The sequence below is a fragment of the Sphingorhabdus sp. genome (assembly GCF_044357595.1).
In the GTDB taxonomy this organism is placed as follows: Bacteria; Pseudomonadota; Alphaproteobacteria; order Sphingomonadales; family Sphingomonadaceae; genus Sphingorhabdus_B.
Window position 1 is genome coordinate 14,579 of the sequence record NZ_JBIKPH010000015.1, and the last position, 13,739, is coordinate 28,317.

General features: G+C 57.1%; 11 protein-coding genes and 1 riboswitch. Of the genes, 5 read left to right on the forward strand and 6 right to left on the reverse strand.

All coding sequences use genetic code 11. The annotated features are described in order from the left end of the window. Positions 1-149 precede the first annotated feature (149 nt). The gene (gene prmC / locus ACIQ2T_RS03485) at positions 150-998 is read right to left on the reverse strand and encodes a peptide chain release factor N(5)-glutamine methyltransferase (RefSeq protein ID WP_397589604.1); all 849 of its coding nucleotides are present in this window, start codon (positions 996-998) and stop codon (positions 150-152) included. A gap of 116 nt (positions 999-1,114) precedes the next feature. Here prmC and ACIQ2T_RS03490 point away from each other — a divergent pair, with 116 nt between their 5' ends. Further along, positions 1,115-1,717: a fasciclin domain-containing protein gene (locus tag ACIQ2T_RS03490; RefSeq protein ID WP_397589594.1), complete on the forward strand. Its 603-nt coding sequence runs from the start codon at positions 1,115-1,117 to the stop codon at positions 1,715-1,717. 116 nt (positions 1,718-1,833) lie between these two features. Here ACIQ2T_RS03490 and ACIQ2T_RS03495 read toward each other — a convergent pair whose 3' ends face one another. From ACIQ2T_RS03495 to uvrA, 3 genes are all read right to left on the reverse strand, one after another. After that, entirely contained in the window at positions 1,834-2,154 is a 321-nt protein-coding gene (locus ACIQ2T_RS03495) for a hypothetical protein (protein WP_397589595.1), read from the reverse strand. An 86-nt stretch (positions 2,155-2,240) separates the two neighbouring features. Continuing rightward, positions 2,241-3,800 carry an alkaline phosphatase gene (locus tag ACIQ2T_RS03500; RefSeq protein WP_397589596.1) on the reverse strand — a complete coding sequence of 520 codons (1,560 nt, stop codon included), beginning with the start codon at positions 3,798-3,800 and terminating at the stop codon, positions 2,241-2,243. 637 nt (positions 3,801-4,437) lie between these two features. Then, positions 4,438-7,401, reverse strand: a complete 2,964-nt coding sequence (uvrA, locus tag ACIQ2T_RS03505) for an excinuclease ABC subunit UvrA (protein ID WP_397589597.1) — start codon at positions 7,399-7,401, stop codon at positions 4,438-4,440. Between the two features lie 160 nt (positions 7,402-7,561). Here uvrA and ACIQ2T_RS03510 point away from each other — a divergent pair, with 160 nt between their 5' ends. Then, positions 7,562-8,368 (forward strand): NUDIX hydrolase, encoded by an 807-nt coding sequence (locus ACIQ2T_RS03510; RefSeq protein ID WP_397589598.1) that lies wholly within the window; start codon positions 7,562-7,564, stop codon positions 8,366-8,368. A 54-nt stretch (positions 8,369-8,422) separates the two neighbouring features. Here the strand turns inward: ACIQ2T_RS03510 and ACIQ2T_RS03515 are convergent, their stop codons facing one another. Then, a complete protein-coding gene (locus ACIQ2T_RS03515) occupies positions 8,423-8,740 on the reverse strand; it encodes a 2Fe-2S iron-sulfur cluster-binding protein (protein WP_397589599.1) in 318 nt (105 codons plus the stop codon). 154 nt (positions 8,741-8,894) lie between these two features. Here ACIQ2T_RS03515 and trxB point away from each other — a divergent pair, with 154 nt between their 5' ends. After that, a complete protein-coding gene (gene trxB / locus ACIQ2T_RS03520) occupies positions 8,895-9,848 on the forward strand; it encodes a thioredoxin-disulfide reductase (protein WP_397589600.1) in 954 nt (317 codons plus the stop codon). 22 nt (positions 9,849-9,870) lie between these two features. Here the strand turns inward: trxB and ACIQ2T_RS03525 are convergent, their stop codons facing one another. Next, positions 9,871-11,943: a malate synthase G gene (locus tag ACIQ2T_RS03525; protein ID WP_397589601.1), complete on the reverse strand. Its 2,073-nt coding sequence runs from the start codon at positions 11,941-11,943 to the stop codon at positions 9,871-9,873. 314 nt (positions 11,944-12,257) lie between these two features. Next, positions 12,258-12,375: riboswitch (yybP-ykoY riboswitch) on the forward strand. 91 nt (positions 12,376-12,466) lie between these two features. Between ACIQ2T_RS03525 and ACIQ2T_RS03530 the strand changes: the two genes are divergently transcribed. Both ACIQ2T_RS03530 and ACIQ2T_RS03535 read left to right on the forward strand, forming a co-directional pair. After that, positions 12,467-13,036, forward strand: a complete 570-nt coding sequence (locus tag ACIQ2T_RS03530) for a TMEM165/GDT1 family protein (RefSeq protein WP_397589602.1) — start codon at positions 12,467-12,469, stop codon at positions 13,034-13,036. 45 nt (positions 13,037-13,081) lie between these two features. Beyond that, positions 13,082-13,739: argininosuccinate synthase (locus ACIQ2T_RS03535; protein WP_397589603.1), on the forward strand; the 658-nt coding region annotated here is incomplete at its 3' end.

Below are 13,739 nucleotides of genomic sequence, written 5' to 3' on the forward strand. Positions count from 1 at the left end.
ATGTTACATGGAACCCCTGAACCCGGTTTGGGTTGCGCTAGGGTCAGCATCGACCCTGTCAATTTGTCCATCTGCGCTGGGGGGCGGCTTCGCGCTAAAAGACCGTTAAACCGGAGTTTTTGCTGCGATGCCATTACGTCCTAGTCTTACTATTCTTTGATTCCAAGCGAAAAGCGAATGACGCGCGAATTGCCCGCAAGATCATGGCGCAGTTCTGTGAGAAAACCGGCGTCTGAGGCAAGTCGTTGAACTGATTCTGCCTGATTATAGCCAATTTCAAAGAACGCGACCCCACGCGGGTCAAGTAACGCGCCCAATCGTGGGATCAAAAGTCGGTAATCATCCAGTCCATCTGCGCCCGCAAACAGGGCATTATGCGGTTCATGCGCAGACACCATTGGGGCAAGCTGTTTGCCGTCTTCAATATACGGTGGATTGCACAGGATGAGGTCAAACACCCCTAATCCAACCTGCCAACCTGTGTTTGTCCAATCGCGGTGCGCAAGCTCCGCTCGGTCGGCAAAGCCCAAGCGTTCGGCATTATCGCGCGCTACGGCAAGTGCCGCTTGGCTGGCGTCCATGCCATATCCTTGCGCATTTGGAAATATCGACAGCGCCGCCAGTAGTAACGCTCCGGAGCCTGTTCCAAGGTCTGCGATGCGGGAAGGCGCTTCGTTAGACGCAAACCAGTCTATTGCCGCCTCAAGCAAGGTTTCGCTGTCCGCGCGGGGAATAAGGACATCGGGCGTGACGTGCAATTCAATGTCCCAGAACGCTTGCGTGCCAGTAATATAGGCTATTGGTTCATCGGCAACCCGCCGGGCGAGTAGCGCGCCGAAACTGTCCGGTACACAAAGTTCGTCCTGCCGCAGCAGCATCGCTGACCGATTGATACCAAGCGCGTGGGCCAACAAAAGCTCCGCATCAAGGCGCGGCGTTGGGCTAATGCTGCCAAGGGCAGTTGTCGCTGTGCGCAGGACAGGGGCAAGGCCAATCATCATGCGCCCGTATATCGACCCGGACAGAAAGCCCAATTATATATTTTCTTGCCATGCACCCTTTCGCCTTCGTCGCGCGTTCTTTTGCGTTGAGGGGATCACACGGAAGGATTTAGATGATGCAGAAATTAACACTTACCTGGGCAGCCGGTCTGTCCGCGCTTGCCTTAGTGGCCTGCAGCGGCAGCGAAAAAGCGCCAGCAGCAACGGACACCGAAGTTGTCCAGAACGATGCAATGGCAACTGACACTCTGGTTGCCAGTGAACCAATGGGCAACAAGACCATCGTAGAATTGGCGCAAGGAAACCCGCAGTTATCGACACTTGTCACCGCAGTAACCGCTGCTGGCCTTGGCGAAACATTGTCGGGCACCGGTCCATTCACCGTTTTTGCGCCGTCAAACGACGCATTTGCGAAGGTGGATAAGGCAACGCTTGATGGCCCGTTGAAGCCGGAAAGCAAGGACAAGCTTGCGGCTTTACTGAAATATCACGTCGTCGCTGGCAATGTGAAGTCGGGTGATCTTGCCAAGATGATCGTAGACGGCAAGGGCACTGCAACCATCAAGACGCTGAATGGCGGCAACCTGAAAGCCAGCATGGCTGGTGACAAGATTGTCCTGACCGATGCTAAGGGCGGGAAGTCAACCGTAACCGAAGCTGACGTGGTTGCGTCGAATGGTACGGCCCACGTCGTCGATACTGTCGTAATGCCATAAGCTTTTGGGTCGTTTCGGCGGCCTGAGTGAACGTCCTCAACTGCCCCCTAGCAGGCGATTGAGGGCTAAACCGACCCCGTCCGGAACCCTCCCCCGGACGGGGTTTTGTTTGCGCTTCATCCTGCGGCTGGATTGACCGTCACGGGCCCAAGCTCTTTTAAACAGGCCTGTAATTTGGCAATGCCCTCGGATGGGCTGGGCGGATTGGCGACAAGGTCGGATACGCTTTTGCCGTCCATAACCTTGCCGGCTGCACAGCCACAGACCTGATTGACGTCGACCTGAATGCCCTCGGGGATTTGTTCGCTGGCGGCGGTGGTGCAGGTGGCGATGATGGACTCGCGCACGATGACCTTCACTGTATCGTTCAATGCCCCGCCTTCGCCGCATGCGGCCAGCGCGAGGGGCAACAACGCAACTGTGATTATTCGTTTCATGGCTTTTCCTCTGTCCAGAAACCCCCGAACAAGAAATGTGGGCAGCGTGGCGGGCTTTTCAAGCCCGCCTTATTTGAAACGCGCCCCTATTTAAAACCTAATGCCGCGCGCATGATCTGAAAGATCGTGTTCTGTTCAATCGTCCCTTTGAACAAATGCGCTTTTGGTCCAGCGGCGCGGGCGACAACGTCATCGCCCGCATGCGTTTCGGAACCGGTCGGGATCAACGCCTGCTGCCGGTAATTCAGCGTCTGCGTATCTTCTTTCAACGGGTCGGGGCGCGGCAATGTCGTGACCGCGCCGGGGCCATTCATATAGCCCAAGGTTGTGTAGCCCTTGCCATCAAAGGCCAAAGTCGATTTGCCTTTCTGGTCAACCACAGGCCCGAGGATCGGGTTGCCGCGCTCGGGATAGCCCGCCATGGTGAACACGTGGCTATGGTCCGATGTGACGACGATTAGCGTATCGCTGAGGTCGACATTGTCCATCGCCGCTTTCAACGCATCATTCAGCGCAACCGTATCCTGCAACGCACGATAGGCGTTGCCGGCATGGTGACCATGGTCAATTTTGCCTGCCTCGACCATCAGGACATAGCCCTTTTGGTTCTTGGACAGCATCGTGATCGCCTTGGTTGTCATTTCGGCGAGCGATGGTTCTTTTGATCCGGTCGCGGTGCGGTCGGCGTCAAATTGCATGTGCGATTGTTCAAACAGGCCAAGCAGCTTGCTCGTCTTTTTCGCATCGACCGCGGCAAAGCCTTCATTATTCCAGACATAAGCGCTTTTGGGGTTGGCGGCCAACCAGCTTGCGGTCAGATCCTTGCCATCGGCGCGCTTGCCCATTTTGCCAGCATATTCGGGGTCAGCAGCGGTGTTGGGCATGAAATGCTGACGTCCACCGCCCAACATGACCTCAAAGCCATCGCCATGCGGCCATTCGACCATTTGCCGCGCAATATCGATGCAGCCTTCGGCCTTGGCGGCGGCGGGCATATTGGCATCGACCTCCCAATCGCGTTGCGCGGTGTGGGCGTAGGTTGCTGCGGGCGTGGCGTGGGTGATGGTCGCGGTCGACACGATGCCCGTGGCATATCCCTTATCCTCGGCCATTTCGAACAAGGATTTAACTTTATACGGCTCGCTCGCCTTGCAATTGTCCTCGATGGCTTGCGGGCCAATGCCAATGACGCCGTTCAGCGTTTTGACGCCGGAGACAATCGCGGTTGCGGTCGGTGCGCTGTCGGGCACCTGGCCATCATGTGAATAGGTTTTGACCAAGGCGGTGTGCGGTAAGCGGTCCATTTGCGCGACATAGGATTCGCCGTCGACGCCCTTTTGCTGCCCTTCAAAAATGCGCGCAGCGGTCAATGTCGTGACGCTCATGCCGTCACCGATGAACAGGATGACATTGCGCGCCTTGCGATTGTTGGGCTTGTCCGCCTCCAACCGTGCAAGTTCAGCTGCGCCCGCTTGTAAATAGCCTTCGCTGGTGGTGATCGGCGGCGTGCCGATGGCGCGCGCGGGCGGGAGGACGGTCGTCGCCGACGCCGACGCAGGCGCAGGCGCAGGGGGCACCGCATATTGGGCCATAACCGGCGCGGTGATCAGGCAGGACGCCAATAGGGCGGATGACAGTTTACGCATGCTATACTCCTTAAAAAGCTTGGCCCCCAATCGCAGACCATGATGACCAGCGCGTGACAGGGGCGTGATGGGAAGTGTTTACACGGCCAAGCTTGCGTTGGCGAGGGGGCGTGTGGGGGTGGTTCTTACTTTCGGTACAGAGAAAAGCGCAGGTTTAGGGGGTATCGCTCCTTTCACCGTCATTCCCTAAGTTTACAAACTTGTGCGGAAAATACGGTATTTCTGTAAACTTACTTCAACATTGAGAGGTTGGCTTACCGGGTCCGAAAGCCGGGATGGGGATCAATATGTTCAAAGAGCGGGTCGCGCACCAATTGTGGGCCTGAAGCACAGAATCTCAAAGCAAATCCTACATTGCAAGCGAAACCTGTATAGGGGTTGTTGCATCTGTCACCGATCCGCTGTTATAAACAATGGACCGTCAAGACTTTTTCACTATGCTTGGCAAATTACGGTGACAGGTGCGTAATCCCCGAAATAGCCTTGCGTTGTTTCCGTCTTTGTCGCCCCTGCGCAACTTCCTCGTTGCTGGCCTCTCCGTCAGCCGTTCGGGCTGCCACCTCCCCCTGCAGGGGAGGATTTGGGTTACTTCGCCTTCGCAAGCATCCACTTTCGCCAAGGCTCCGGCGGGCGCTCCCTAGCTTGCTTTCGCAAGCATGGGCGCGAGATAATGTCCGGTATATGACCTTGGTTCCTTGGCGACCTGTTCCGGCGTGCCTTCGGCGACAATCTCGCCGCCCTTAACGCCGCCTTCGGGACCCATGTCGATGATCCAGTCCGCCGTCTTAATGACGTCGAGATTATGTTCGATGACCACAACGCTGTTGCCCTGTTCGACCAGACGGTGGAGCACTTCGAGGAGTTTGCGGACATCCTCGAAATGGAGGCCGGTTGTTGGCTCGTCGAGGATGTACAGCGTCTGGCCCGTGGACCGGCGGCTGAGTTCCTTGGCGAGTTTGACGCGTTGCGCTTCGCCGCCCGATAGGGTCGTTGCCTGTTGCCCGACCTTGACATAGCCAAGGCCAACCTCCGCCAGCATCGCCATTTTGTCGCGGATCGGGGGGACGGCCTTAAACGCCTCGACCGCGTCCTCCACCGTCATGTCGAGTACGTCGGCGATGGAGAGGCCCTTCCATTTGACCTCCAGTGTTTCGCGGTTGTAGCGTTTGCCGTTGCATTCCTCGCACGTCACATAGACGTCGGGCAGGAAGTGCATTTCGATCTTGATCAGGCCATCGCCGCTGCAGGTTTCGCAGCGCCCGCCCTTGACGTTGAACGAAAAACGCCCCGGCTTGTACCCGCGCGCGGCGCTTTCGGGCAATTGCGCGAACCAGTCGCGGATGTTGGTGAACGCGCCGGTATAGGTCGCCGGGTTTGACCTTGGCGTGCGGCCAATGGGGGATTGGTCGATGTCGATCACCTTGTCGCAATGTTCAAGGCCAGTGACCTTGTCGTGCGCGCCGGCGATCACGCGCGCGCCATTCAGGCTGCGTGCTGCCGATGCGTAGAGCGTGTCGATGGTGAAGCTGGACTTGCCCGAGCCCGATACGCCGGTGATGCAACAGAAGGTGCCCAGCGGAATGCTCGCGGTGACATTCTTCAGATTGTTGGCGCGGGCGTTGTGGACGGTCAGCTTCTTCTTATTGCCCTTGCGGCGTGTCTTGGGGACCGCAATCTCGCGCGTGCCGTTGAGATAGGCGGCGGTCAGACTGTCTTTCGATTTCAGGATTTGTTTCAACGTGCCTTCGGCCATGACCGTGCCGCCATGGACGCCAGCGCCGGGGCCAAGGTCAACGATCCAGTCTGCAGTGCGGATCGCGTCTTCGTCATGCTCGACCACGATGACGGTGTTGCCCAAGTCGCGCAAGCGGCGCAGCGTTGCAAGCAGGCGGTCATTGTCCTTCTGGTGCAAGCCAATGCTAGGCTCATCGAGCACATAGAGCACGCCCGACAGGCCGGAGCCGATTTGGCTGGCGAGGCGGATGCGCTGGCTTTCGCCGCCGGACAAGGTGCCGCTAGTCCGGTCAAGGTTGAGATAATCCAGCCCGACATTGTTGAGGAAGCCAAGCCGTTCGTTGATTTCCTTAAGGATTGCCTTGGCAATTTGCTGCTGCTGATTGGTCAGCGTCTGGTCAACGCTGCCGAACCAGACCAGCGCGTCACCGACGCTCATTTTCGTGGGTGTGGCGATATCGACGCCCGCGATTTTGACGCTGAGTGCCTCCGGCTTCAACCGCGCGCCGTGGCAGGTTTCGCATGGTTGCGACGTTTGATATTTTGACAATTCTTCCCGCATCCACGCGCTGTCGGTTTGCAGCAGGCGGCGGTTGAGGTTGCCGATGACGCCCTCAAACGCCTTGCGGACGGTATATTCCTTGCGTCCGTCCTTGAAGGTCAGCTCAACGGGCATGCCGCCGGTGCCGTGCAGAATGATAAGCTTCTGGTCCGGCGCCAAATCTTCCCAAGTCGACTCAAGGCTGAACCCATAAGCTTTCGCTAGGCTGGACAGCACTTGCATATAATAAGGGCTTGGCGGGTTGGATTTTGCCCAAGGCACAATCGCGCCTTTTTTTAACGACAGATGTTCGTTGGGGACCACCAGTTGCGGGTCAAATTCCTGCCGCTCACCAAGGCCGTCACAATCCGGACAGGCGCCTTGCGGGGCGTTGAACGAGAACAGGCGCGGCGCGATTTCGGCGATCGTGAAGCCCGAGACTGGGCAGGCGAACTTCTCCGAAAACACGATGCGGTTGGCGGGCAGGCCAGTGCCTTTCATCGCGCCGCCAGTGACGTTCGGCGCGGGGACAAAAGTCGCGCGCGCTTCGCCGAATGTGGTTGGCACGCTGTCAGCGTTGGTGGTTTGCAACTCCGCCACGGTCGTATCAGCCAGATCGACAAAGGCCAGCCCATCGGCGAGCTTCAACGCCGCCTCAAAACTTTCGGCGAGGCGTTGCTGGATGCCGTCTTTGACGACGATGCGGTCAACCACAACTTCAATGTCATGCTTGTATTTCTTGTCGAGCGCGGGTGCTTCTTCGATGGCGTAGAGTTCGCCGTCGATGCGTACGCGGGTGTAGCCCGAGCGCTGCCACTCGGCGAGTTCCTTACGATATTCGCCCTTGCGGCCTTGAACGACTGGCGCGAGCAGGAAGGCGCGTGTGCCTTCGGGCAAGGCCATGACGCGGTCGACCATCTGGCTGACGGTCTGCGCCGTGATCGGTAGGCCCGTCGCGGGCGAATAAGGCACACCCACGCGCGCCCACAAAAGCCGCATATAGTCGTATATTTCGGTCACGGTCGCCACCGTCGAGCGCGGGTTGCGGCTGGTAGTTTTCTGCTCGATCGAGATGGCGGGGGACAACCCCTCAATATGCTCGACATCGGGCTTCTGCATCATTTCCAGAAACTGGCGGGCGTAGGCTGATAGCGACTCGACGTAGCGGCGCTGCCCCTCGGCATAAATGGTGTCAAATGCGAGGCTGGACTTGCCCGAACCTGACAGCCCAGTGATGACGATGAGCTTGTCGCGCGGCAGGTCGATATCGACGCCCTTGAGATTATGCTCGCGCGCACCGCGCACCTTGATGTGGGTGAGTGACATAGTTCAGCTTGTTCCAGATTTGTTCTAAAAGCGCAAGTCCGCGCTCCTCCCCAGAAATGGGGCAAAAGTGAACCAATTTCAAGGCAGGCTTTTGCCGCATCTTGCATCCATGCGCATTTGCCGCTTCTAACGCGTTCAAAAGCATGCTTGAGTGAATGTCATGGAACCTGAACTTACTAATCACCCAATCAGCGGCGAACCGCTTCCTATCGCGACGCCTGCGGCCACAATGGTCATTTTTCGCGTCAATCCGGATGGCGGCGCGCCCTTGTTGTTGATGGTCGAGCGAGTCAAGGCAATGGCCTTTGCGGGCGGAGCTGCGGTGTTTCCCGGTGGTAAGGTTGACCCTGCCGACTTTGATTATGCCCAGATGTTGGGCGGGCCCCTGCCGCTGGATGAGGCGGCTGCGCGGCTTGCCGCAATTCGTGAAACGATTGAGGAAGCGGGCTTAGCGCTTGGGCTTTCTGGTGTTTCGGATGCAGCCAACTGCATTGATGCCCGTGCTGCGCTGCATGACGGCGAAAGCCTTCAGGCTGTGTGCAACCGTTTTGGCTGGGCGCCCGATTTTGAACAGCTGGTGCCATGGTCGCGCTGGCGGCCGCCTGCCCATGAAAATGCTAGCCGGGTTTTCGATACGCGTTTTTATCTCGTCGATGCTGGCGATACCACGCCGCTGGCGACCGTTGACCAAACCGAAAACCGGATGCTGTTTTGGGCCACCGCGGGTGAGGTTCTCGAGAAGGCTGATCGCGACGAGGTGAAAATCATCTTCCCGACGCGGCGCAATCTGGAACGACTTGCTATGTTTGGTGACTTTGATGCCGCCGCTGCGCATGCGGCGGAACATCCGGTATCGACGGTACTGACTTTTGTGGAGCAGCGCGCGGACGGAAGTTGGCTGTGCATCCCCGACGGGCATGGCTATCCCGTGCTTGGGGAGTCGCTTGGCAGCGCCATGCGGGGTTAACCCGCCCTCCTGCTTGCGGGAGGGCGTTAGGTCAGCTTTTATACGCCGCCGAAATCAATCCTCAACTGCGATGGTCACGATCAACCCATCAAGCGCATCGCTGACGGGAATTTGGCACGACAGGCGCGAGGTTTCGTTGCGGTGGTCGGTGCTATCGAGCAGATCGTTTTCATCCTCGCTCATTTTAGGCAGACGGTCGGCAAAGGCAGGATCGATATGCACATGGCAGGTGGCGCAAGAGCAGCAACCGCCGCACAGAGCCAGCAGTTCATCAAAACCATTGTCGCGGATGACTTCCATCAGCGACAGGCCGTTTTCAGCTTCGACTTCGCGGCCTTCGCCGTTACGTGAAATTACCGTGACTTTGGCCATGAAAAACTCCCTTAATCCTAAACAACGTCGGACTGATAGGTTGCACCTGCCGACTTGTGAAGCCCTAATTTGATGGGGATAAGTTAGGCTGCACACTTGGCCAGCGTGACACGAATGCCTATGTCCCGAGCCAACAGAATCAGAAAGACCTTCTATGACCGAAAATCGCCACGCACCTGTCGTCATTATTGGCTCTGGACCTGCCGGCTATACTGCTGCCGTTTACGCCGCGCGCGCCAACCTGACGCCGATGATGATTACGGGCGTCGAAATAGGCGGGCAGTTGATGACCACGACCGAAGTCGACAATTGGCCCGGCGATGATGCAGGCGTCATGGGGCCTGAATTGATGGAGCGGATGCGCAAGCATGCCGAGCGTTTCGGCACGAGAATCCAGAATGATTATATCGAAAAGGTCGATTTTTCGAAGCGGCCATTCGTTTTGACTGGCGGGGCAGGCGACTACACCGCTGATTCGGTGATCATTGCCACAGGCGCGAGCGCACAATATCTTGGCCTGCGCAGTGAAACTGCCTTCATGGGCAAAGGCGTGTCGGCTTGCGCGACCTGTGACGGATTCTTTTACCGCAACAAGCCAGTGGCCGTAATCGGTGGCGGGAATACCGCTGTAGAAGAGGCGCTATACTTGGCGAACATCGCAAGCCATGTGACCTTAGTACATCGCCGCGACAAGTTAAAAGCGGAGAAAATCCTGCAAGACCGCCTGTTCGCGCGTGAGGCAGAGGGTAAGGTCACGATTAAGTGGAACCACAGGCTGGATGAAGTTCTGGGCGATGCAATGGGCGTCACAGGCATGCGCATAGCGTCCACCGATGGCGAGGGTAAAGAAGATATTGAGCTGCATGGCGTTTTCATCGCCATTGGGCACAAGCCAAACACCGGCATTTTTGAAGGCCATCTCGATATGGCGGGCGGCTATATCAAAGTGCGCGGTGGCTTCGAAGGACAATCAACTGAAACAAGCGTCCCCGGCGTTTTTGCCTGCGGCGATGTGATGGACCACATCTACCGTCAGGCATGTACCAGTGCAGGCACGGGTTGCATGGCGGCGCTTGACGCTGAACGGTTTATCGACGCGGAGGCTTAAGTGGCCCTTACCCTAGGCCTTGTTAAACCGTCGCTTTCTTCTCCTGACGGAATTTGTGCAGCAGCGGTTCGGTATAACCATTGGGCTGCGTAAGGCCTTCAAAAATGAGAGCGCGCGCAGCTTTTAACGCGAGGCTGTCCTCGACCAGTTTTTCATATAACGCGTCGCCAGCATTTTGTGCGTCGACTTTCGCGGCCATCTTCATCAGCGCGGCGTCCACTTGCGCCTCGGTCGCAATGCCGTGCAGCAGCCAATTGGCAATATGTTGCGATGAAATACGCAAGGTCGCGCGGTCCTCCATAAGGCCGATGTCGTGAATATCGGGTACCTTGGAACAGCCAACACCTTGGTCAATCCAGCGTACGACATAGCCCAATATGCCTTGGGCGTTGTTTTCCAATTCTTGGGCCGCGTCTTCGTCTGACCAATTTTGGCCAGCAGGCGCGACGGGAATGGTCAGCAATCGATCAAGACCCGGCGTTGGTTCCTTGGCGAGTTCCGCCTGACGGGCAAAGACGTCAAATGCATGATAATGTATGGCGTGCAACGTCGCTGCCGTGGGCGAGGGAACCCATGCGGTATTCGCCCCTGCCTTGGGATGGCCGATTTTCTGCACCATCATATCCGCCATCATATCGGGTGCAGCCCACATGCCCTTGCCGATTTGCGCCTTGCCGCTGAGGCCGCAGGCCAAGCCGATTTGGACATTGCGCGCCTCATAAGCCTGAATCCAGGATGACGTTTTCATCTCCGCTTTGCGGATCATAGGGCCGGCTTGCATCGCGGTGTGCATTTCGTCGCCAGTGCGATCAAGGAAGCCAGTGTTTATGAAGACAATTCGGTCGCGGACGGCGTGAATGCAGGCGGCAAGGTTCGCGCTGGTGCGGCGTTCTTCGTCCATTACGCCGACCTTGATGGTATGACGCGAGAGGCCAAGCACATCTTCGACAGCGTCGAAAAGGTCGTTGGTGAAGGCAGCTTCTTCTGGGCCGTGCATCTTTGGCTTAACGATATAGATGCTGCCAGCGCGGCTGTTGCGGTGGGTTCCAAGTGCCTTCAAATCATGAAGCGCGCAGAGCGACGTGAACAGCGCGTCCAATATACCTTCGGGTGCTTCGCTGCCGTCGGGCAATAGAACGGCTGGATTGGTCATCAGATGCCCGACATTGCGGACGAACATCAGGCTGCGACCAGCCAGCGCCAGGCCATCATAGTCGCGATCCGGCTCAAGCGCCCGGGTGACGGTCTTTCCGCCCTTGTCAAAACTGGCGACAAGATCGCCACGCATGAGGCCAAGCCAGTTGGTGTAGGCTGCAACCTTGTCATCGGCGTCGACTGCTGCGACCGAGTCTTCCAAATCGATGATCGTCGTGAGCGCGGATTCAAGGATGACATCGGCGATGTGCAATTCATCTGTCGCGCCAACAGAATGCTGCGGATTGACCAAGATTTCAATATGCAGGCCGTGATGTTTGAACAGATAACGCGCGGCGTCACCGGCATGCGCTTTTGCAACGAAATATAGGCTTTCCCCGCCAGCCAAAGCCGCCAGCCAACCGGGAATGGCTTCGTCGAGGAAGCTGCGCGCATAGGCCACGACTGCCGCGCCACGATCCGTGTCATAACCGCCGGGCCGTGCAGCTGGCGCGGGCAGGACGTCGGTGCCATACAACGCGTCATATAGGCTGCCCCAGCGGGCATTGGCGGCGTTCAGGACGAAGCGGTCATTAAGGCTTGGCACGACAAGTTGCGGCCCTGCCATAACAGCGATTTCGGGGTCTACATTCTGCGTGCCGATGCTGAATGGCGCTGGCTCGGGGACCAAATAGCCAATGTCACGCAGGAACGCCTGATAGGCCGCCATGTCGGTAATTGGACCGGGATGGGCGCGATGCCATGCGTCTAGCTGCGCCTGAATATCGTCACGCTTGGCCAGCAGCATCCGGTTGTGCGGCACAAAGCGGTCAAGGATGTCGGTTAGGCCCTGCCACAAAGTATCCGCAGCAATGCCAGTGCCAGCAAGGGCACGGCTTTCGGTAAACTCAACAAGCTGCGCGGCAATCCGAAGCCCGGCGCGCGTTACATATTTGGTCATATTTTGGCTCCAGCAAAAAAGGCGCCCCAGGGAGATTTATAGTGTTGCGCCTCCCCTAACGGCAGTTGCCCAACGACAAAAGGAAAAAACTGCGATGGCATTTTATTTGCTGGCGCGTTATTAAAAAACCATCAAACTCCGCAAATGTTTTGCAGACAAGCCCTAGAGCCGGACGGATATCCCTGCCGCCATATGCGCGATCGGCGGCAGTTTAAAATCCCGCAAATGGGTCGCGGTAAGAATTTGTCTGCAATTAACCGGACACCATCAAAATAGCGGCCTGCTTGCTTCTTTAAGGATCATTGCTTAAGGACTGTCCCGTCATCTGGGGAGTAGCCAGTCGTTCAAAACGAACGAGACATGCATCAACATATTTGGCTGAGAGGTCATGGTGCATGTGGGACCATAAGATCGGAGACGATCACATGGTTCAAGGCGAGACCAATGGCATCGGCAATCCGTACCGGTTGGGCGGGATGGCCGGTGGCATTGCGTCGAAAAACTGCCTGACCTGGATGTTGTTATGGAAATCTTCTTCACCTCTACCTTGCTCGTCGCGATTGCGGAAATCGGCGACAAGACCATGTTGCTGGCGATATTGCTCGCCACTCGTTTCAAAAAGCCTGTACCCGTCATCGCGGGCATATTCACCGCCACTATCGCCAATCATGCGTTGGCTGCATGGGCGGGGAGTACGCTTGCCTCAATCTTCATGAGCGAGGCATTCCGCTATGCAGTCGCCGCTGGCTTCATTTTGATGGCCGCATGGACGCTGGTGCCTGACAAGGTGGATGATGATATCAACGTTGCGTCACAACGCGGCGCTTTTGTCGCGACTACCATCGCCTTTTTCTTCGTCGAAATGGGCGACAAAACGCAGGTCGCGACTATTGCTTTGGGCGCGCAATATCATGCGGTCTGGGCAGTCGCCGCCGGAACAACATTGGGGATGATGATCGCAAACATCCCCGCTGTTTTTCTGGGCGAGCAACTCGTGGCAAAAATTTCGCTGCGTACCGTGCACAAAATTGCCGCTGCGCTGTTCTTGGTTCTAGGTCTTTGGCAGTTCTGGGAGTTGTCGAACCCCGCCTAAACTGTTAGGCGCGCCGCAGATATTCAGCTTCGGAAAAAATGTGACATGACAGACAGCATTAAAAAAGTCGTTCTGGCCTATTCGGGCGGACTCGATACCAGCGTCATCCTGAAATGGCTGCAGGTCGAATATGGTTGTGAAGTTGTCACCTTCACCGCTGATTTGGGTCAGGGCGAAGAGCTTGAACCTGCGCGCGCGAAAGCGGTGCTGATGGGCGTGCCGGACCACCATATTTACATTGACGATTTGCGCGAAGAATTTGTCCGCGACTTTGTGTTCCCAATGATGCGCGCCAATGCGCGTTATGAAGGCGATTATCTGTTGGGTACATCGATTGCCCGCCCGCTGATTTCGAAGCGGCTGATCGAGATTGCGGCTGAAACCGGCGCCGACGCGATTGCACATGGCGCAACCGGTAAGGGCAATGACCAAGTTCGCTTCGAGCTGTCGGCTTACGCGCTGAACCCCGATATTAAAGTCATTGCCCCTTGGCGTGAATGGGACCTCACGAGCCGCACGCGCTTGATTGAATGGGCCGAGCAGCATCAGATCCCCGTGCCAAAGGACAAGCGCGGGGAAAGCCCGTTTTCGACGGACGCGAACCTTTTGCACACATCGTCGGAAGGCAAGGTGCTTGAAGACCCATGGGATGAAACGCCTGATTATGTCTATTCGCGCACCGTCAATCCAGAGGATGCGCCCG